Origin of the sequence: Nitrogeniibacter mangrovi, assembly GCF_010983895.1 — a bacterium.
Taxonomy (GTDB): domain Bacteria; phylum Pseudomonadota; class Gammaproteobacteria; order Burkholderiales; family Rhodocyclaceae; genus Nitrogeniibacter; species Nitrogeniibacter mangrovi.
Genome location: NZ_CP048836.1, coordinates 3,789,358 through 3,809,150 on the forward strand (window position 1 = coordinate 3,789,358; position 19,793 = coordinate 3,809,150).

The 19,793-nt window shown below is 68.5% G+C and carries 21 protein-coding genes; 13 read left to right on the forward strand and 8 right to left on the reverse strand.

Annotated features, from left to right (window positions below; translation table 11 throughout):
• Positions 1-22: 22 nt before the first annotated feature.
• Positions 23-628, reverse strand: a complete 606-nt coding sequence (locus G3580_RS17510; protein ID WP_173767677.1) for a QcrA and Rieske domain-containing protein — start codon at positions 626-628, stop codon at positions 23-25.
• A 299-nt stretch (positions 629-927) separates the two neighbouring features.
• Here G3580_RS17510 and G3580_RS17515 point away from each other — a divergent pair, with 299 nt between their 5' ends.
• From G3580_RS17515 to G3580_RS17540, 6 genes are all read left to right on the forward strand, one after another.
• Positions 928-1,590 (forward strand): response regulator, encoded by a 663-nt coding sequence (locus tag G3580_RS17515; protein WP_173767679.1) that lies wholly within the window; start codon positions 928-930, stop codon positions 1,588-1,590.
• Positions 1,587-2,894 (forward strand): ATP-binding protein, encoded by a 1,308-nt coding sequence (locus G3580_RS17520; RefSeq protein ID WP_173767681.1) that lies wholly within the window; start codon positions 1,587-1,589, stop codon positions 2,892-2,894. The genes G3580_RS17515 and G3580_RS17520 overlap by 4 nt, the downstream gene beginning before the upstream one ends.
• Positions 2,895-2,971: 77 nt before the next feature.
• Positions 2,972-4,435 (forward strand): DegQ family serine endoprotease, encoded by a 1,464-nt coding sequence (locus G3580_RS17525; protein ID WP_173767683.1) that lies wholly within the window; start codon positions 2,972-2,974, stop codon positions 4,433-4,435.
• A 5-nt stretch (positions 4,436-4,440) separates the two neighbouring features.
• Entirely contained in the window at positions 4,441-4,782 is a 342-nt protein-coding gene (locus G3580_RS17530) for a hypothetical protein (RefSeq protein ID WP_173767685.1), read from the forward strand.
• Positions 4,779-6,536, forward strand: a complete 1,758-nt coding sequence (locus G3580_RS17535) for an ABC transporter ATP-binding protein/permease (RefSeq protein WP_173767687.1) — start codon at positions 4,779-4,781, stop codon at positions 6,534-6,536. The genes G3580_RS17530 and G3580_RS17535 overlap by 4 nt, the downstream gene beginning before the upstream one ends.
• Positions 6,537-6,657: 121 nt before the next feature.
• Complete coding sequence (locus tag G3580_RS17540; protein ID WP_173767689.1) at positions 6,658-7,260, forward strand: response regulator; 603 nt, start codon at positions 6,658-6,660, stop codon at positions 7,258-7,260.
• A gap of 21 nt (positions 7,261-7,281) precedes the next feature.
• On the opposite strand, the gene G3580_RS17545 is transcribed toward G3580_RS17540, so the two are convergent.
• From G3580_RS17545 to G3580_RS17565, 5 genes are all read right to left on the reverse strand, one after another.
• Entirely contained in the window at positions 7,282-7,956 is a 675-nt protein-coding gene (locus tag G3580_RS17545) for an HD-GYP domain-containing protein (RefSeq protein WP_173767691.1), read from the reverse strand.
• Positions 7,957-8,075: 119 nt separating this feature from the next.
• Positions 8,076-8,591, reverse strand: coding sequence for a hypothetical protein (locus G3580_RS17550; RefSeq protein ID WP_173767693.1), 516 nt, complete (start codon positions 8,589-8,591; stop codon positions 8,076-8,078).
• A gap of 286 nt (positions 8,592-8,877) precedes the next feature.
• Complete coding sequence (locus G3580_RS17555) at positions 8,878-9,453, reverse strand: hypothetical protein (protein WP_173767695.1); 576 nt, start codon at positions 9,451-9,453, stop codon at positions 8,878-8,880.
• A gap of 61 nt (positions 9,454-9,514) precedes the next feature.
• The gene (gene murB, locus G3580_RS17560) at positions 9,515-10,531 is read right to left on the reverse strand and encodes a UDP-N-acetylmuramate dehydrogenase (protein WP_173767697.1); all 1,017 of its coding nucleotides are present in this window, start codon (positions 10,529-10,531) and stop codon (positions 9,515-9,517) included.
• Positions 10,528-10,974, reverse strand: a complete 447-nt coding sequence (locus G3580_RS17565; protein ID WP_228720707.1) for a PACE efflux transporter — start codon at positions 10,972-10,974, stop codon at positions 10,528-10,530. Before G3580_RS17565 ends, murB begins: the two co-directional genes overlap by 4 nt.
• A gap of 169 nt (positions 10,975-11,143) precedes the next feature.
• Here G3580_RS17565 and G3580_RS17570 point away from each other — a divergent pair, with 169 nt between their 5' ends.
• The 3 genes from G3580_RS17570 (at position 11,144) to G3580_RS17580 (ending at position 12,848) form a co-directional block, all read left to right on the forward strand.
• Complete coding sequence (locus G3580_RS17570; RefSeq protein WP_173767700.1) at positions 11,144-11,596, forward strand: DsrE family protein; 453 nt, start codon at positions 11,144-11,146, stop codon at positions 11,594-11,596.
• Between the two features lie 71 nt (positions 11,597-11,667).
• Positions 11,668-12,108 carry an acyl-CoA thioesterase gene (locus G3580_RS17575; protein ID WP_173767702.1) on the forward strand — a complete coding sequence of 147 codons (441 nt, stop codon included), beginning with the start codon at positions 11,668-11,670 and terminating at the stop codon, positions 12,106-12,108.
• Positions 12,109-12,344: 236 nt separating this feature from the next.
• Positions 12,345-12,848 carry an FxDxF family PEP-CTERM protein gene (locus tag G3580_RS17580; RefSeq protein ID WP_217424527.1) on the forward strand — a complete coding sequence of 168 codons (504 nt, stop codon included), beginning with the start codon at positions 12,345-12,347 and terminating at the stop codon, positions 12,846-12,848.
• Between the two features lie 85 nt (positions 12,849-12,933).
• Here G3580_RS17580 and G3580_RS17585 read toward each other — a convergent pair whose 3' ends face one another.
• Positions 12,934-14,877, reverse strand: a complete 1,944-nt coding sequence (locus G3580_RS17585) for an ATP-binding cassette domain-containing protein (RefSeq protein WP_173767705.1) — start codon at positions 14,875-14,877, stop codon at positions 12,934-12,936.
• A gap of 76 nt (positions 14,878-14,953) precedes the next feature.
• Between G3580_RS17585 and G3580_RS17590 the strand changes: the two genes are divergently transcribed.
• Both G3580_RS17590 and G3580_RS19855 read left to right on the forward strand, forming a co-directional pair.
• Positions 14,954-15,343: a hypothetical protein gene (locus G3580_RS17590; RefSeq protein WP_173767707.1), complete on the forward strand. Its 390-nt coding sequence runs from the start codon at positions 14,954-14,956 to the stop codon at positions 15,341-15,343.
• Between the two features lie 263 nt (positions 15,344-15,606).
• Positions 15,607-16,323: a PEP-CTERM sorting domain-containing protein gene (locus G3580_RS19855; RefSeq protein WP_217424528.1), complete on the forward strand. Its 717-nt coding sequence runs from the start codon at positions 15,607-15,609 to the stop codon at positions 16,321-16,323.
• 183 nt (positions 16,324-16,506) lie between these two features.
• On the opposite strand, the gene G3580_RS17600 is transcribed toward G3580_RS19855, so the two are convergent.
• On the reverse strand, positions 16,507-16,680 hold the full coding sequence (locus tag G3580_RS17600) for a hypothetical protein (RefSeq protein ID WP_173767709.1): 174 nt from the start codon (positions 16,678-16,680) through the stop codon (positions 16,507-16,509).
• Positions 16,681-16,855: 175 nt separating this feature from the next.
• Between G3580_RS17600 and G3580_RS17605 the strand changes: the two genes are divergently transcribed.
• Together G3580_RS17605 and G3580_RS17610 are read left to right on the forward strand one after the other, a co-directional pair.
• Complete coding sequence (locus G3580_RS17605) at positions 16,856-18,058, forward strand: MFS transporter (protein WP_173767711.1); 1,203 nt, start codon at positions 16,856-16,858, stop codon at positions 18,056-18,058.
• 88 nt (positions 18,059-18,146) lie between these two features.
• The gene (locus G3580_RS17610; RefSeq protein WP_173767713.1) at positions 18,147-19,769 is read left to right on the forward strand and encodes an ABC-F family ATPase; all 1,623 of its coding nucleotides are present in this window, start codon (positions 18,147-18,149) and stop codon (positions 19,767-19,769) included.
• The last annotated feature ends 24 nt before the right edge of the window (positions 19,770-19,793 follow it).

Genomic DNA, 19,793 nt, shown 5'->3' on the forward strand with positions numbered 1-19,793 from the left:
CATGGGTGGGTGGGGTGGTGCGCTAGACGGTCGCGCCGGGCCGGGCAGAGAACGAATCGGCGACGACCAGTTCGCCACTGTCGGATCGCAGTGGCAGGATCGGCAGGCTGCGCGGCGCCGGTCCGGAGACCACCTCACCGCCGCGCGTCGGCCGAAACTTGGAAAAATGACAGAAGCAGAAGAGGACGCCTTCCTTCGGGTTGTATTCGCTCAGGTCGCAGCCCTGGTGGGTGCATACCGCCGAATAGGCAACCACGCCGTCGGCCGCCAGCGCCCGGGTGTGATCGTCCAGCGACGCCGGGTCGAGGCGCAGCAGCAGGATGCGGTTGAGGCGCGAGCCGTCGCGCAGGGTGCCGGTGGCCGGGTCGAGCGGGTACACCACCAGCGGCTTGGCGCCGGCCTTGATGTCCGCCACGTCCAGCGGGTGCAGGGTCTCGCCCTCGTCGCCGAACACCGCGAGGCGGTCGCCGGGCTGCGGGCGGGCATCCTCCGCCTCGTCGGCATGCGCCGCGTCCTTCGGCGCCGCCACCAGGCCGATGACGGCCCCCGCGCACAGCTTGAGCGCCGCACGCCGCTTGTCGTCGCAACACGCGCCGCATGGCGGCGCATCTGCCCTGTGATCAGTCATTCATGTCTCCTTGTGTGGTCCTGCGTTTTTTGCCCTCCATCGCAAACGCCGGGCCAGAACCGGAAAACATGTCGGGCGCATGGCGCGCCGGATCGGCGAACCCAAGGCGCCATCAGCCTTTCGGCGTAGTCACAACAATGTCACCTCAGGTCTGTCAAAGGCCATGCACGCATCGCCACCTACCCAAGGACATAGCCAATGACACAGGTCTGGCACAGGTCTGCGACAGGGCGCTGGCGCGTGAGCGGAGGCGCGCCGGGCTAGAATTGGGCGGTGACCCCGACCGGAACCCCGCGCCCGTGAGAATCCTCCTCGTCGAAGACGACCCCATGATCGGCACCAGCGTGCAGCGCGGCCTGCGCGACGAGGGCCATGCGGTGGACTGGGTGCGCGACGGGGTCGCCGCGGAGCTGGCGCTGGCCGACACGCCCTATGCGCTGATGCTGCTCGACCTGGGCCTGCCGCGGCGCGACGGCATCGAGGTGCTCACCGGCCTGCGCGCGACCGGCAGCGCCCTGCCGGTGCTGGTACTCACCGCGCGGGACGCGGTCAGCGACCGGGTGCGCGGGCTCGACGCCGGCGCCGACGACTACCTGGTCAAGCCCTTCGACCTGGACGAGCTGGGCGCACGCATCCGCGCGCTGACCCGCCGCAGCCAGGGCCAGGCCGCGCCGGTGCTGCGCCGGGGCGCGCTGAGCCTGGACCCGGCGGCCCACACCGTCAGCCTCGACGAGACGCCGGTGAAGGTGTCGGCGCGCGAGTTCGCCCTGCTCGAGGCGCTGGTGGAGGCCGACGGCAAGCCGCTGTCGCGCGCCCAGCTCGAAGAACGCCTGTACGGCTGGGACGAGGAAGTGGAGAGCAACGCGGTGGAGGTGCACATCCACGCCCTGCGCCGCAAGCTGGGCGCCGGCTGGATCCGCAACCTGCGCGGGGTGGGCTACTACGTGCCGGAGGCGCCATGAACTCGATCCGCCGCACCCTGCTGGTGTCGCTGCTGTCGGCCATCGTGGTGGTGCTCGGCATCGGCGGCTATGCCACCTACCGCACCGCGCACGACGAGATCGACACGGTGATGGACTACAACCTGCGCCAGTTCGCCCTGTCGCTGCGCGACCAGCGCTTCGGCCAGCCGGCGGTGAGCGCGCCGGATGCGGCCCTCGACTTCGTCATCCAGATCTGGGACGGCCACGGCCTGCGCCTGTACCTGTCGCACCCGCACAGCGTGCTGCCCGATCTGGCGCGCTTCGGCTACACCACCATCGACACCAGCGACGGCCAGTGGCGCGCCTTCGCCATGTCGCTGGGCGACCGGGTGATCCAGATCGCCCAGCCCATGCGGGTGCGCAGCCGCCTGGCCGCCAACGCGGCGCTGCGCACCCTCACCCCGCTGCTGGTGGCCCTGCCGCTGCTGGGCCTGCTGATCTGGTATCTGGTGGGGCGCGGCCTGCGCCCGCTCGAACAGCTCGCCCGCGGCGTGCGCGCGCAACGCCCCGAGGCGCTGGGCCCGCTCGACGCCGCCGGCGTGCCGGCCGAGGCGCGCCCGCTGGTCGATGCGCTCAACGGCCTGCTCGGCCGCCTGGAGGCCACCCTGGCCAGCCAGCGCGCCTTCGTGGCCGACGCCGCGCACGAACTGCGCACCCCGCTCACCGCCCTGCAGCTGCAACTGCAGCTGACCGAACGGGCCCGCGACGCGGCCGAGCGCGAACAGGCCCTGGCCGATCTGCGCGCCGGGCTGATGCGCAGCATCCACCTGGTGAACCAGTTGCTCACCCTTGCCCGCGCCGAGCCCGACGCCGACGGCGCCAGCCGCCACGAACCGGTGGATCTGGCCGCCCTGGTGCGCAGCGAGCTGCCCGCCCATGCGCCGCTGGCCGAGGCCCGCCACATCGACCTGGGCGCCGCCGAACTGGCCGAGGCCACGGTGGCCGCAGACGCGGCGGCGCTGCGCACCCTGCTGGCCAATCTGGTGGACAACGCCATCCGCTACACCCCCGACGGCGGCCGGGTGGACGTGGCCGTGGCCCATGAGGGCGGGCGCGCCTGGCTCACGGTGGCCGACTCCGGCCCGGGCATTCCGCCGGGCGAACGCGAGCGCGTGCTCGACCGCTTCTACCGCCGCGCCGGCACCGACACCCCCGGCAGCGGCCTGGGGCTGGCGATCGTCAAGCGCATCGCCGAACGCCACGACGCGGTGCTGACGCTGGACGCGTCGGAAGCCGGCGGCTTGCGCGTGCGGGTGGGGTTTCGCATCCAGACCGGGCCTTAAGTTTGTCTTAAGTCGACCTTGCCTACAGTGAGTCCATCGCGAGCACATCGCTCGCCTGTTCAGGCAAGGAGACCGACATGACCCACAAGGCTTTCAAGCGTTCGGCCGTCGTGCTGGCGATGGCCGTAGCCGCGGGAAGCGGCTATGTCGCCGCCCGCCACGGCATCGGCGAAGTGCATGCCGCCACCGCCCCGGTGGCCGCGGCGGCCACCCCCGTCCCCACCATGACGCTGCCCGACTTCCAGTCCATCGTCAGCCGCTACGGCCCGGCGGTGGTCAACGTGAGCATCGAAGGCACGGTGAAGCAGTCCGGCGCCGTGATGACCCCCTTCGGCCCCATGGACCCGAGCGACCCGTTCTCCCAGTTCTTCCGCCGCTTCGGCCCGCAGGCGCAGATGCCCCAGGCCGAGCGTGTGATCCATGGGCTGGGCTCGGGCTTCATCGTCAGCTCCGACGGCATCATCCTCACCAACGCCCATGTGGTGGACGAGGCCGACACGGTGACCGTGAAGCTCACCGACAAGCGCGAGTTCAAGGCCAAGGTGCTGGGCGTGGACAAGCTCACCGACGTGGCCGTGCTCAAGATCGACGCCCACAACCTGCCCACGGTCGCGCTGGGCAACCCGGACCAGACCCACGAAGGTGAATGGGTGCTGGCCATCGGCGCGCCCTTCGGCTTCGAGAACAGCGTCACCGCCGGCATCGTCTCGGCCAAGTCGCGCTCGCTGCCCAACGAGGGCTATGTGCCCTTCATCCAGACCGACGTGGCCATCAACCCGGGCAACTCGGGCGGCCCGCTGCTCAACCTCAAGGGCGAGGTCGTCGGCATCAACTCGCAGATCTATTCGCGCTCGGGCGGCTACCAGGGCATCTCCTTCGCGATCCCGATCGACGTGGCGGTGCGCGTCAAGGACCAGCTGCTGGCCAACGGCAAGGTCACGCGCGGGCGCATCGGCGTGGGCATCCAGGACGTGAACCAGGCGCTGGCCGAATCCTTCGGCCTCGACAAGCCCGCCGGCGCCCTGGTCACCCAGGTGGAACCCGACAGCCCGGCCTCGAAGGCGGGCCTGGAGGCCGGTGACGTGATCCTCGCGCTCAACGGCAAGCCGGTGACCGACTCGGGCGAACTGCCGCCCGAAGTGGCACGGATGAAGCCGGGCAGCAACGCCACGCTGAAGATCTGGCGCAAGGGCGACACCAAGAACGTGGACATCACCATCGGCGAGCTCAACAGCAAGGACCAGGTGGCCAGCGCCGACGACGGCTCGGCCGACCAGGGCCGACTCGGTGTGGTGACCCGGCCGCTCACCGACCAGGAACGCGCCCAAGCCCATGTGGACAACGGCCTGCTGGTGGGCGCCGTGACCGGTGCCGCGGAACGGGCCGGCATCCGCCCGGGCGATGTGCTGCTGGCGGTCAATGGCCATCCCATCCACAGCGTGAAGGAGTTGCGCCACCTCATCGGCAAGTCCGAGCATCACATCGCCCTGCTGGTGCAGCGCGACGATGCCCGCATCTTCGTGCCCATCGACCTGGGCTGAGCGCCATGGCGAAGCGGCTCGACCCAGCGCTTCGCGCCTTCCTGCACGCCGCCGCCATTGCGTTCGCGCTGGGCGGCGACGCGCTGGCGGCGGTCACGGGCGAGGCCCCCGAGGGGCGCCCCGCCCTTTCCATTGACGACGACACCGCGGACCAGCCGGAGCAGCAGAGCATGGACGTGAAACTGCTCGACGGCCGCGGCCGCCCCCTGCTGCGGCTGCGCGCCGACGGCCCCTGCAGCCTGCTGCCGCTGCCCGCAGGCCGCTTCACCCTGCTGGTGCGCACCCACGGCCTGACCCGCATCGAGCGCGTCGACGGCCCCCGCGCCGGCCTCGAGATCCGGGCATGAGCCGCCCCGCTGCGCGCCTCGTGCGCCTGCGCCACGCGTGGCGGCTCGCCGCCCCCTTCTGGCGCACCCGCGAGGCCCGCGGCGCCTGGGTGCTGCTGGTCAGCGTGATCGCGCTGACCCTGGCCATGGTGTGGCTCAACGTGCGCTTCAACGCCTGGAACAACAGCTTCTACAACAGCCTGCAGAAGCGCGACGGCCACGCCTTCGCGCACCAGCTGCTGATCTTCGGCGCCCTCGCGACCGCCTACATCGTGGCGGCGGTGTACCAGCTCTATCTGAACCAGCTGCTGCAGATCCGCTGGCGCGCCTGGCTGACCCGGCGCCTGCTCGGCGACTGGCTCCACGACGGCATGCAGTACCGCCTGCGCCTGTCGGGCCACGCGGGCATGGACAACCCCGACCAGCGCATCGCCGAGGACGTGCGCCTGTTCGTCGAATCCACCCTGAGCCTGGGCCTTGGCCTGCTCAACGCGGTGGTCACCCTGGTGTCCTTCGCCGGCATCCTGTGGGTGCTCTCCGGCGACACCACGCTGCCGGTGGCCGGCGGCCTGCAGGTGCCCGGCTTCATGCTGTGGGCGGCGCTGGTCTATTCGGTGCTCGGCTCCTGGCTCACCCACCGGCTCGGACGCCCGCTCACGGCGCTCAACGCCGAGCAGCAACGCCGCGAGGCGGATTTCCGTTTCGGCCTGGTGCGTGCCCGCGAGCATGGCGAAGCCATTGCCCTGGGCCGCGGCGAAGCGCACGAACGCGACCGCCTCGGCGGCGCCTTCGGCCTGCTGGTGGACAACTGGATGCGGCTGATCCGGCGCATCAAGCGCCTCACCTGGTTCTCGTCCGGCTACGGTCAGCTGGCGGTGGTGTTTCCCTTCCTCGCCGCTGCGCCACGCTATTTCGCCGGCAGCATGGAGCTCGGTGGCCTCATGCAGACCGCGCAGGCCTTCGGCCAGGTCCAGGGCGCCATGAGCTGGTTCGTCGATGCCTACACCCAGCTGGCCGAATGGTTCGCCACCATCGACCGGCTCGCCGGCTTCGACACCGCCCTGGCCACCACCCGGCGCGCCGCCGCCACCCCGGCGCTGAACGCCGCGGCCGGTGCGCCCGCGGTGCACATCCACCGCCTCGACACCGCGCGGCCCGACGGCACCCCGCTCACACATCTGGCCGACGTGCGCATCGCGCCGGGCGAGCGGGTGCTGGTCAGCGGCCCCTCGGGCGCCGGCAAGAGCACCCTGCTGCGCGCGCTGGCCCGGCTGTGGCCCCATGCCGAGGGCGAAGTGACGCTGCCGCCCCGTGCCGAGATGCTGTTCCTGCCCCAGCGCCCCTATCTGCCCGCCGGCACCCTGCGCGAGGTGCTCGGCGCCCCGGATGTGTCCGAGGCCGAGCTGCGCGACACCCTGGCGGCGGTACGTCTGCCGGCCCTGGCGATGCGGCTCGACGCGGTGCGTGACTGGGGCCAGGAGCTGTCCCCCGGCGAACAGCAGCGCCTGGCCTTTGCCCGCGTGCTGCTGCAGCGGCCGCGCTGGGTGTTTCTCGACGAGGCCACCTCGGCACTGGATGAAGCCACCGAGGCGGTGCTCTACACGCGCCTCATCGACCGGTTGCCCGACACCACCGTCGTCAGCGTTGCCCACCGCAGCAGCCTGCGCCGCTTCCACACCCGCGAACTGGGGCTCGACGCCGACGCCGTGCCCACCCCGGCGGCGCCCGCCGTACACGCCGAAGACGCCCTGGCCATGCCGATCGCCGCCTCATAGGGGCAGCCTCCGACGGCGCGGCAACACCCTGTCATGAAAAATTGCATGAGATCGACATTCCAAAAAACTGCTACGCTTCACACATTAGCGACAATTGTCACTTTTGTTTGGGGTGCGGACGATGGCGTCGGAACCGAAGTACATCAGCACACGCGAGGCGGCGCGGCGGCTGGGCCTGTCCCTCGGGACGGTGCAGCAGATGGTCGAGCGGGGCGAACTGCAGGCGTGGAAGACCGCGGGCGGCCACCGTCGCATCGACGAGTCCTCCGTCGACAGCTACCACCAGCGCGCGCGCACCGGCACGATCGCCTCGCAGCAGGGCGGCCGCGCCCTGCGCGTCCTCGTGGCCGAAGACGATCGCATCCTGCAGAAGCTGTATGAGCACACCCTCGGGGGCTGGGATCTGCCCCTCGAGGTGCAGATGGTCACCAGCGGTTTCGATGCGCTGCTCGAGATCGGACGCCATCCGCCCGATCTGCTGATCACCGACCTGAACATGCCGGGCCTCAACGGCTTCGAGATGATCCGCCGGATCCGCGACAACCGCCTCACCGCCGGCACCGACATCGTCGTGGTCTCGGGGCTGTCCGACGACGACATCGCCGACCAGGGCGGCCTGCCCGCCGACGTGACCCGCTATGGCAAACCCGTGCCCTTCAAGGAACTGCGCGGCTATGTGCAGGCCAAGGTCGCCCAGTTGCGCCGCGAACACAGCGGGCTCTGAACACGCCGGGCACGGCCCGGATCAGAACACCTTCCACCACAAGGCCGGCCAGTCGAAGCCCTCGAGCACATCCTGGGCGTTCACATAGTCGCGCGCGCCGCACAGGCGGATCGCGTGCGCCTGCAGCGCCGCGACGACCTCCGGATCGAACTGTCGGCCCGCCTCCGCCGCCACCGCGGCCACGGCCTCGCCGTCGGCCAGGCGCGTGGCGGCCGGCCCCAGCGTCAGGGCATCGAAGCCCAGCGCCACGGCGACGATACGGGCCTCGGGGGCGATGGCGTGGCGTGCCAGACGACTGGGATAGCCCTGACCATCCCAGCGTTCATGGTGCGACAGGGCGATCGTGGCCGCCATCTGCAACACCGGCACGTCGGTGCCGCCGAGCAGGCGCGCGCCATGGCGCGGATGGTCCCGCTCGCCGGCGCCGAGCGGATCGCGGGACACCATGCACAGACCGATATCCGCCAGCGGTGCGGCCCGCGAGAGGGTCTCGCACTGCGCTTCCGACCATCCGAGGGCCTCGGCGATCAATGCCGACATGGCCGCGATACGCAGGATCCGGGCCGGATCACCGCCCGCCCGGGCCTCGACCATGAGCGCCAGCCGGAACAGGGTTTCGTGATGGGCGGCCGCGAGCGCACGGAACGCTTCGTCACGCGCCAGGCGGTGACGTAGCGCCTCTTCGTCCGGCGCCATCGGCGCGCGACCGGCCGCGCGCTGGGCAGCCCAAGGCCCCTGCCCATCGCTCCAGCGCCCTGGCACGGTCCCGTTCGCGAGCGGCTCTGCCTCAGCCAGCGGTGAGGCGACGACGACCCTCATGATCGGCGTCCCCGGTCGGACGCGTCGGGCGTGGTGCCGGCCATCAGCGGCAGCCAGACCGTCAGCGCGACGGCGCCGCCCGCGTCCACCGCCAGCTCGACCTTGGCCCCAGCGGCCTCGATCGACGCGAAGACCTCGGCGACGACCGAATGGGCCAGCTCCCAGGTCCAGCCACCGTCGGCCCGGGACTGGCGCATCCGGATCGCCCCCCAGTCGCGCGCACCGATCGGGCGCACCACCGTCCACAGATGGATCGTCGCCCCCCCCGGCTCGAGCCCCACCAGCGCGCCCAGCGCGGCCGCGATCAGCGGGCGCAGGGTGTCGCCATTGCCGACCACCGTCACCGGCCGGCTCGGCGGTTCGATCACGAACACGTGATCGGCCGGCTGCGCCGACACCATCGACACGCTGTCGCAGACGAGCGCTTCCAGATCGCATCCCGCGTCACCGCCATGGGCGACGCGCGCCACGCCGTCGGGCGCGTCGAGCGCGAGCTTGGTGCGGGCGTTCATCGCTGCCGCCCCGGGCCATCCGGGCGTCGCCACACCGTTGCCCCACCATCGCACGGCGCGGCACCAGTCCGCTTTATCGAGAAGTTCATGCGTCGTCACCATCACCAAATTGCCACTTTTATTTTTTATATCATTTTTATTGACTCTGGTAAATTGATTTGGGCGCGACGTCGCCTCGCCCGACGAGCGGCGCGTCGGGGCATCGGGGTGCGGGACGGGCGGACAAAGAAAAACGGCCGCTTGCGCGGCCGTCTCGGCGGGTGGAACGGGACGACGCAGCGTCAGCTCAGAACAGTTCGATGTCCTCGTCGCCCTTGTCGTGCTGACCGGCGACGTACTGGGCCAGCGCCTCCTTGACCGGCATGCCGTTCATGACCGCCTCGAACATCTCGGCCTCCTCGCGCGTGGAGTAGCGGGCGCGGATCTTTTCCTGCAGCGCCACCCATTCGAAGGGGTTGTACAGCCGTGACTGATCCACCACGAGACCGGACAGGGCACTGAGGCTGTGGCACACGTGCGCCAGCCGCTGGGCCAGCTTGTCGTAGAACTGGAAGGCGATGATCGACTGCTGGACCATGGCGCTCAGCTGCGTGGTCTGCGCCGTGAGGTCGCCCTTGATGCGCGCGATCTCGCCCTCGTCGGGCAAGGCTTCGAGTTCGCTGCTCATGCCGCGCACGTAGCCGGCCAGCGATGTAAACGCGTCGGTGAGCGTCTCCACCGAATTGTCGCCATCGCGCATGGCCGCCTCGATCTGGCCGGCAGCCAGCTCGAGCATCAGGACGGTTTCGCGGACCTGGCTCCAGTCCAGATCCGGGTTGTGGGCGCGGGTGCCGCGCCGCGCTTCGCGCTCTTGGTCGCTCATGGGTTCCTCGTGCATTTGGGCTCTTGCGTTGTCTTCGTCGCCACAGCGGCAAACTTGAAAGTCAAATGAACACCGGTTCGGGCTCGAGCGCAATACCGAAGCGCGCGTGCACGTCGGCCGCAATCGCCGCGGCGACGCGCGCCACATCGGCCCCGCTCGCCCCGCCCCGGTTGACCAGCACCAGGGCCTGGCGGTCATGACAGGCAACCGGACCGAGGGCGCGGCCCTTCCAGCCGCACTGGTCGATGAGCCAGCCGGCGGCGAGCTTGACCCGGCCGTCGGCCTGCGCATAGTGGGGCGCCCCCGGGTGCCCGGCGAGCAGGCGTGCCGCGGTCGCCGCGTCGACGACCGGGTTCTTGAAGAAACTCCCGGCGTTGCCCAGTTGCGCCGGGTCGGGCAGCTTTTCGCGGCGGATGGCGATCACCGCGTCGGAGACCTGCACCGGCGTGGGTGCCGCGATGCCCTGCGCCGCGAGCCGCCGTGCCAGGTCGGCGTAGCCGAGCACCGGCGCCCACGGGCGGGGCAGCCGCAACACGACGCGGGTGATGAGCAGCTGCGCGCCCGCCGGGTGCTTGAACACGCTGTCGCGGTAGCCGAAGCGGCAGGCCGCCGCGTCGAGCCGCACCCGCGTGCCGCGGTCCAGGTCCACCGCCTCGAGATGATCGAAGCGCTCGGCCAGTTCCAGGCCATAGGCGCCGATGTTCTGCACCGGCGCCGCACCGACGGTGCCGGGGATGAGCGACAGGTTCTCGAGCCCGCCCAGGCCCTGATCGAGCGTCCAGCGCACGAAGTCGTGCCAGGACTCGCCCGCCGCGGCCGCCACGCACACGCCGTCGCCGGTATCGTCGAGCACCTCGCGCCCGCGCAACGCCACATGCAGCACGAGGCGGTCCACCCGGGCGGGCAGAATGACGTTGCTACCGCCGCCGAGCACCAGACGCGGCCCGCCGAGCCGGCCATCACGGGCGGCCTCGACGAGCGCGTCCACGTCGTCGATGCGCTGGTAACGCGCGGCGACGGCCGGCAGGCCGAAGGTGTTGAAGGCGTCCAGCACAATGTCGGACTGAATCGGGCTCATGGGCGGTCTTGGCGGGCGATGGGATAGCGCCGGTCGTAGGCGAGATTGAAGAGGAAAGCGTACACCACGTAGGCCACCGCGAGCGCCAGATCGGCCACCAGGGCGCTCACCCAGTCCATGCCGGTCCAGATCATGACAATCGGCAGGGTCATGGCCAGCAGGCCGCCTTCGAAGCCGAGCGCGTGCAGCGCCCGCAAGGCCCACGGGCGACGATCGGCGGTGCGCCCGGTCAGGCGCCCCTCGATCCAGTCGAAGGCGGTGTTGTAGGAGCCGTTCCACACCGCCGCGATCAGGGCGATGAGCGCCAGCATGCCGAAGGAATGCCCCATGGGCACGCCACTGAGCCAGGCGAACGGCGGCGTGATCAGCACCAGGCCGCCGACCTCGAACAGGGCGATCTGGCGGATACGATCCGGAAGCGTGCGAAGCGGAGGTGAGCTCACGATGCGGACGACAGGTTGGGAACCGGCACGATAGTCATGCCCGGGCCCGGATGCAAACCCGCCGGGCGCATGCGCCCCCGTGGATGCGCCAACGCGCTTGTGCACCGCACCTTGTCAGCCGGCAGGCGCGCGCGCAGTCTTCCTCACTCCCCCCGACACGGAACACATCATGAACACGCATCGACGACACTCCGCATCGCGCTTCTTCTCGACGCTGTGCTTCCTCACCGCCCTGATGGTGCCCGGTCTGTCCCCCTCGCTGGCGATCGCCGGCGGCAAGCCGGGCGTCGTCATCCAGGTGAGCGAGAACGATCCGGCCAAGTGGAATCTGGCCCTCAACAACGCCGGCAACCTGATCCAGGCCCTCGGCGGCCCCGACAAGGTGGATATCGAGATCGTCGCCTACGGCCCCGGACTGGCCATGCTGAAAGCCGATTCGGTGGTCGGCGAGCGGCTCGGCGTGGCGGTCTCCGACGGCATCCACCTGTCGGCCTGCCACAACACCATGCGCGCCAAGCACGTGGAACAGCGCGACCTGTACCTCGGCGTCGATGTGGTCCCGGCCGGGGTGCTTGAAATCATGCAGCGTCAACAAGGCGGCTGGGCGTACATCCGGCCCTGAGCCACGGCGGGCGGGCTCTCCCGCCCGCGCTGTGGTTGAATGATGCTTTTCGCCGTTCGTCCGACCGTCCCATGGCCCGCATCAAGATCGACCTGCCCGAGCACTTCGCCTTCACCACCGAGCTGCCGCTCTATCTCCTTCACATCAACTACGGACAACACCTCGACAATGCGCTGCTGCTGACCCTGGTCTCGGAGGCGCGCGCCCGCTTCTTCCAGGCGCTCGGCTACACCGAACTGGATGTGGAGGGCGTCGGCATCGTCGTCGCCGACGCCGCGGTCCAGTACCGCTCCGAAGCCCATCATGGCGAAACCATGCGGGTGAGCATGATGGCCACCGATTTCAACAAGTTCGGCTTCGACCTGGTCTGGCGCATGGACGCGCTGGCCAGCGGCCGCGAGGTGGCCCGCGGAAAAACGGGCATCGTGTTCTACGACTATGACGCCCGGCAACTGGCCTCGGCGCCCATGGCCTTCGCCAGCCGCGTCGGAGCGGCCGGATTCACCGGCTGAGCGTCCCGGGTGGCGGGGTGCGGCCGCGCAGGCGAAGCGATCCGACATCGCAGCGGCCGACCACCCCCCTGAGCACACGCGCACCCAGGAACGGAAAACATCCGTAACATTCCCTTGAAACAAGTTACGCAATAGGTTGTTTTAAAAGCGAAATATTAGATTACGCTTTGATACTGTCGTCATTTTGAATTGCATTCATCATGCCAGCTCCCATCCACCCGATCACGGAGCGACATATGAAACGCAGATTGATCACCCTCGCCATCCCCTTGGCCATGAGCATGGCCGGCAGTGCACATGCGGCCTTGTTCGACACCTTCGAGGGGCTTTCCCATTCCGACACCGAGGGCGGCTTCGTCAGTGGCGACGACCTGCTCGCGGGCTACTCGTTCGACTTCACGCTCAGCGAGGCGACGACATTGACCTTCTCCGGCGAATCGAGCTTCGACTTCGCCAGCCTGGGTCTCTACGACGGCGGCACCCTGCTGCGCGGCTGGCTGCTGACGCCCACCTCGGGATCCGATGTGACGACCTTCAGCCTCGCCGCCGGCGACTACTCCTTCAAGACCATCGCGTCGATGGTGCCCGGCACGGCGTCGCTGACGAGCACCGACGGGTATTACGCTTTCCAGAGCGCGGTCGTGGCTGCCGTTCCGGAGCCGGCATCCTACGGCATGCTGCTGGCGGGCCTGGGCATGCTCAGCCTCGTGGCGCGGCGCAAGCTCAACGACGCGGCCTGAATCCGCCCCCGCCGGCGCCCTGCGCCGGCGAACCTCGCCGCATCGGTTTCCCCGACCGATGCGGTCTTTTTTTATCTGCAGCCCCTCACCCGCCGGAGGGTGCCTCCATTGTCTCGAGCAACTCGTGCACTTCGAGCCAGCGCAGTTCGGCCACTTCCATGTCGGCGACCAGTTGCGCCTGGCGCTTGAGCAGATCCTGCAACAGGGCGCTGTCCGGATCGGCATACAGGCCCGGATCGGCCAGGCGCGTATCGAGCAGATCTTTCTCGCCCTGCCAGGCGGCCAGTTTCTTTTCCAGCTGCTCGGCCTCCTTGAGCAGCGGGCGCCGCGCCGCGAGCGCGGCCTTGCGCTCGGCGGTGGCCTGCTCGCGCTCGGCCTTGCGCTGCGCCTTGTCGGCGCTGCGGGTCGGGCAGGCGGCCGCGGCCATGGCCTGGGCGCGCTGGGCCGAGAGCCAGTCGCGATAGTCGTCCAGGTCGCCGTCGAAGGGCTGCACCCGGCCGCCGTCGACCAGCACAAAGCGGTCGCAGGTGGCCGCGAGCAGGGCACGGTCGTGGGAGACCAGCACCATGGCGCCGTCGAAATCCTGCAGCGCCAGGGTGAGCGCGTGGCGCATCTCCAGATCCAGGTGGTTGGTCGGCTCGTCGAGCAGCAGCAGGTTGGGCTGCTGCCAGATCATCAGGGCCAGCGCCAGGCGTGACTTCTCACCGCCCGAGAACGGCCCGCACGGGGTGCTCACGCTGGCGCCCGAGGCGACCCCGTCCTTCTCGCCGCGAAAGTCGAAACCGCCCAGGTAGTTGCGCAGGTCCTGCTCGCGCGCGCCCGGGTCGACACGCATCAGATGCTGCAGGGGCGACTCGTCCGGGCGCAGGGTCTCGAGCTGGTGCTGGGCGAAGTAGCCGATCGCCAGCCCCTTGCCGTCGCTGCGCCGCCCCGCCCGGGGCGCGAGCTGGCCGGCGAGCAGCTTGATGAGGGTGGACTTGCCGGCACCGTTGCGCCCCAGCAGGCCGACGCGTTCGCCCGGGCGCAGGGTCAGGCGCACATCGGCGAGCACGGTCTTGTCCTCGTAGCCCACCGCGACCTCGTCCAGGGTGATGAGCGGGTCGGGCGCGGCCGGCGCCGGCCGGAACGCGAAACTGAAGGGCGTATCCACGTGCGCCGCCGAGATCAGCTCCATGCGCTCGAGCGCCTTGATGCGGCTTTGCGCCTGGCGCGCCTTGGTGGCCTTGGCGCGGAAGCGGTCCACATACTTCTGCAGATGCGCGCGCTCGCGCTGCTGCTTGTCGAACAGCGCCTGCTGCTGGGCGAGGCGCTCGGCACGCTGGCGTTCGAACTCGGAATAGCCGCCGCTGTAGAGGGTGAGCCGCTGCTGCTCCACATGGGCGATGTGGCCGACCACCGCGTCGAGGAACACCCGGTCGTGGGAGATGAGCAGCAAGGTGCCGCGATAGTCGCGCAGCCATTGCTCCAGCCAGATCACCGCATCCAGGTCCAGGTGGTTGGTCGGCTCGTCGAGCAGCAGCAGGTCAGAGCGGCACATGAGCGCCTGCGCCAGATTCAGGCGCATGCGCCAGCCGCCGGAGAAGTCCGCCACCGAACGCTCGGCGTCGCCCGGCGCGAAGCCGAGGCCGTCGAGCAGCGTCGCCGCCCGCGCCGGCGCGCTGTAGCCGTCGATCTCCTGCAGTCGGCCGTGCAGTTCGCCGATGCGCTCGCCCGCATGGGCCGCCTCGGCCTCGGCCAGATCCGTTTCGATGCGCCGCAGTTCGGCATCGCCGTCAAGCACGTAATCGAGCGCGCTGCGTTCGAGCGCCGGGGTCTCCTGCGCCACATGGGCGATCACCCAGCCGGGTGGCAGCTCGCAGTCACCGCGGTCGGGATGCAGCTGGCCGCGCAGCAGCGCGAACAGGCTCGACTTGCCACAGCCGTTCGCCCCGGTCAGGCCGACCTTCCAGCCCGGATGGATCTGGACGGTGGCCTCATCGACGAGGACTTTGGCGCCACGGGCCAGGCGCAGGGCTCGAAACTGGATCACTTGGGGATATGGGGCGCAAAACCGCGAAAAAACCGCTATTGTACGGGCTTCATCCATCCCCCGACCGATTGCGATCATGGCGTTCCCGCTCCGCTCCCTGTGCCTGACCACCTGTCTTGCCGCCTCCTTCGGCACCCTCGCGCAGCAGGACAGCAGCGCCGAGTTGCGCGCGCAGGCCAAGGCGATCCGGGATGCCGCCGAGGCGACCTACCGCCAGACCAGCTACCACTGCTACGACAAGTTCCTGGTCAACGCCTGTCTGGAAGACGCCAAGCTGGTGCACATCAACCAGGTCAAGGAGGCCCGCCGGCTCGAGGCGCGCGCCAACCGCATCGACCGCGGCAAACGCATCAAGGCCATGGAAGCGCGCCTGCGCAAGGTGGAGAACCGGCCGGAGGCGGCGACGGTGACGCCGGTGGCCTCACCCACCACACCGGCACCACGACCGGCAGACACTGAGCAGTAACGCCCCCAACTCAACCACATCCTCTGCCGGTTCGATTCGCATATTTCTGTCTATTGAACCTGTGGGAGCGTTCGGCGCGACGTCGGATTTCTTGACAGCACACCATACGCAGTCACGACGCGGAACCCAGGGTCTTGTCTTAGTGGAGCCCAAGCATTTGAAATGCTTTAGCTTTTGCAAAAAGCAACGCAAGGCGCACCCACGTGGCATTGAGATTGCTAGTCGACTAAATCCTGTTGGCATCAAGATTAGATCTGCATCCAATGACAAAGACACTGATTTCAGCCGTATTGTTGAGCGCATTCATCTCTCAAGCCGCGCTGGCCGCCTCCTCCAGCGCACAAATCGACTGGAGCACCTTTTCAGTCGAACTTGTTGACCTCGACACACTCGATGGCACTGCGCCCTCGATCAACTGGACATCCAAATACAGTTGGGCATCCGTCACCGACGAGGCGGTACGCGATGAAGCGCCATCGTGGACGACTGGCGTTCAAGCCGCATACGGTACAAGTTTGGCTGTCGTAAACGACACTTCAAACTACGCTGAAACCAGCACCGTCTTTGGCAGCCCGTTTCTTCAATACGGGTTGGCTGAACGTGGCGGTTACTTTGAGCTAAGCCAAAACACATCGGCCATCTTCAAGGTTTCGGGAAAGTACGCGACGCAGGTAGACAATCCAGACGAAACCATTTCTGCATGGATCGGCCTCTTCGTGTCAGGTCCTGGTGAAGAGGGTAGTGGTACGCAGTTCGACGGAGCAACCATCGGCTGGAACGGCTATGTCTACACGCCTCACAGTGACGAAGGCACGATTGCTGTGACGTTTACCAACCTGAGTTCAAGCTCGCTGAGTGGGCGGCTCCACACGGAGGCATATGCCTCCGCCTACGTTGCCGCCGTCCCCGAACCCGAGTCCTACGCCATGCTGCTCGCCGGTCTCAGCTTGATGGGACTTGTTGTTCGCCGCCGAATTTGACCGCGGACCGTCGAAAGCAAAACGCCCCAGCGAACGGGGCGTTTTTCGTTGACATCCACGCTCTTCAGCACTCGCCCGACGCCGTCGTGAATCCCAGCGCATTGCGCCTATCAACGACCAAAGCAGCGCGGGCGTTGAGGATTTCACTCTGCACGACCACATTCACGCCGAGCGCCGGTTCCATCACCGGTAGCCAGCCCTTGTTCTTGGCGCAGGGGGCATGGTGATCTGCTTGCCGTTGGCCTTGGTGACGACGAACTCGGTGTCCTTGTCGAGGATACGCAGGTTTTCCAGCGCAGCCATCGCTGTCGAGGCCGCAAGGCCAAGCGCGATCCACACGCGTGAATGCAGTTTCATTGCTTATCTCCTCCCATAGCTTCTCACTTACCCGATACGGGCAGCTTTTCGCTCGAGTACGGCAAACCGGCTGATCGCATTTGCGCTTCAAAATATTCCCAATTGCTTATTTATTCACAACACCCGCCGCGCGCTAGACTGCCAGGCACACGCTTCCTCTCTGATGGGGTCACTCATGCCGCCCATGACCGCCGCTTTTCGCAGCAACATGCCCCGCGGCATCTGGGCACTCGGCCTGTGCTCCCTGTTCATGGACGTCTCCTCCGAGCTGGTGCACAGCCTGTTGCCGGTGCTGCTGACCACGGTGCTGGGTTCGAGCATGCTGACCGTGGGCCTGATCGAAGGGGTCGCCGAGGCGACCGCGGCCATCACCAAGGTGTTCTCGGGCAGCGTGAGCGACTGGCTGGGGCGGCGCAAGTGGCTGGCCGTGAGTGGTTATGCGCTGGCCGCCCTGACCAAGCCGGCGTTTCCGCTCGCCGACTCGGCGGCGACCGTGTTCGCCGCCCGCTTTGCCGACCGCATCGGCAAGGGCATCCGCGGCGCCCCGCGCGACGCGCTGGTGGCCGATCTGGTGCCGCCCGCGCAACGCGGCGCGGCCTACGGCCTGCGCCAGACCCTCGACTCGGTGGGCGCCTTCCTTGGCCCGCTGCTGGCGATATTGGCGCTGGCGGTGCTGGCCGACGACGTGCGCGCCGCCATGTGGGTGGCGGTGCCCTTCGGCTTCATCGCGGTGGCGGTGCTGGCGGTCGGGGTGCGCGAACCGGCCTCGACCGCCCCCCGCGAGCGGCGCCCTTCGCTGCTGCGCGGCTGGCGCGCGCTGCCGAAAGCCTACTGGCAGGTCGTGACCATCGGCGCGGTATTCACCCTGGCCCGCTTCAGCGAGGCCTTCCTGATCCTGCGCGCCCAGGACATCGGCCTGGCCCTGCACTGGCTGCCCGGCGTGCTGATCGTGATGAACGTGGTGTACGCCGCCTCGTCCTACCCGGCGGGCGTGCTGTCCGACCGCCTCGGCAGCCGTGCTCTGCTGCTGGCCGGCCTGGCGGTGCTGATCGGCGCCGATGGACTCCTGGCGGCGGCACACGCCCCGTGGGCGGTGCTCGCCGGCGCGGCGCTGTGGGGGTTGCACATGGGCCTGACCCAGGGGCTGCTGGCCCGACGGGTGGCCGACACCGCGCCCGACACCCTGCGTGGCACCGCCTTCGGGGTCTTCAATCTCATCGGCGGCATCGCCCTGTTCCTGGCCAGCGCGCTGGCCGGCGGGCTGTGGGCCGGGTGGGGGGCGCCGGCCACCTTCGCGTGCAGCGCCGGGCTCGCCGCGCTGGCGATGCTCGGGGTGCTCGGCGGCGCGACGAGCGGCCGCCCGGATGCACCCCGCTGATCTGGCATGTCATTGAAGAAATGATAAAATCCGCCCCAGTGTGCGTCGGCCGCCTCGCCGGCGCTTTTGCTTTTTCGGGATTCGCGCAGTGCTCATCGCCAACAACATCACCATGCAGTTCGGGGCCAAGCCCCTGTTCGAGAACGTCTCCGTCAAGTTCGGCGACGGCAACCGCTACGGCCTGATCGGCGCCAACGGCGCCGGCAAGTCCACCTTCATGAAGATTCTGTGCGGCGCGCTCGAGTCCTCCGCCGGCAACGTCACCAAGGAAGACACCGAGCGCATGGCCTATCTGCGCCAGGACCAGTTCGCCTACGAGGACCAGCGCGTGCTCGACGTGGTGATGATGGGCCACGAGGAGATGTGGGCCTGCCTGCAGGAGAAGGACGCCATCTACGCCAACCCGGAGGCGAGCGAAGACGACTACATGAAGGCGGCCGAACTCGAAGGCAAGTTCGGCGAATACGACGGCTACACCGCCGAGGCACGCGCCGGCGAGCTGCTGCTGGGCGTGGGCATCCCCACCGAACAGCACAACGGCCCCATGAGCGAGATCGCGCCGGGCTGGAAGCTGCGGGTACTGCTGTGCCAGGCGCTGTTCTCCAACCCGGACATCCTGCTGCTCGACGAGCCGACCAACAACCTCGACATCAACACCATCCGCTGGCTCGAGGACGTGCTCAACCAGCGCGACTCGACCATGGTGATCATCTCCCACGACCGCCACTTCCTGAACCAGGTGTGCACCCACATGGCCGACCTGGACTACGGCACCATCAAGATCTACCCGGGCAACTACGACGACTACATGGAGGCGTCCACCCTCGCCCGCCAGCGCCAGCAACAGGCCAATGCCCGCGCCAAGGACAAGATCGCCGAACTGCAGGAATTCGTGCGCCGCTTCTCGGCCAACAAGTCCAAGGCCAAGCAGGCCACCAGCCGTCTCAAGCTCATCGACAAGCTCAAGCCCGAGGACGTGAAACCGTCCTCGCGCCAGTATCCGTGGATCCGCTTCGAGGTCGATGCGAAGGACAAGCTGCACCGTCAGGCGGTGGAAGTGGAGGCCCTGTCCTTCGCCTACGAGGGCATGGAAAAGCCTCTGATCGACAAGTTCTCCATCGCCATCGACGCGGGCGACCGCGTGGCCATCATCGGCGAGAACGGCGTCGGCAAGACCACGCTCATGCGCCTGCTGGTGGGCGAGCTCACGCCGCAGAAAGGCGCCATCAAGTGGGCCGAGAAGGCCAAGCTCGGCTACTACGCCCAGGACCACGCCGCCGAGTTCGACTCGGACGTCTCGCTCACCGACTGGATCGCCGACCATGTGCGCGAGGGCGGCTTCGAGGGCGAAGACATGGAGACCCTGATCCGCGGCACCCTGGGCCGCCTGCTGTTCTCCGGCGACGAGGTCAAGAAGCCGGTGCGCGTCATCTCCGGGGGCGAGCAGGGCCGCATGCTGTTCGGCAAGCTGATGCTCCAGAGCAAGAACGTGCTGCTCATGGACGAGCCGACCAACCACCTGGACATGGAATCGATCGAATCGCTCAACACCGCGCTGGAGAAATTCCCCGGCACGCTGCTGTTCATCTCCCACGACCGCGAGTTCGTCTCCTCGCTGGCCACCCGCGTCATCGAGATCAAGCTCGACGGTCGGATCATCGACTACCGTGGCACCTATGAGGAATACCTGGCCAGCCAGGGCATCGAATAAGCCGCTGCTCGTCGGAGCCACCCG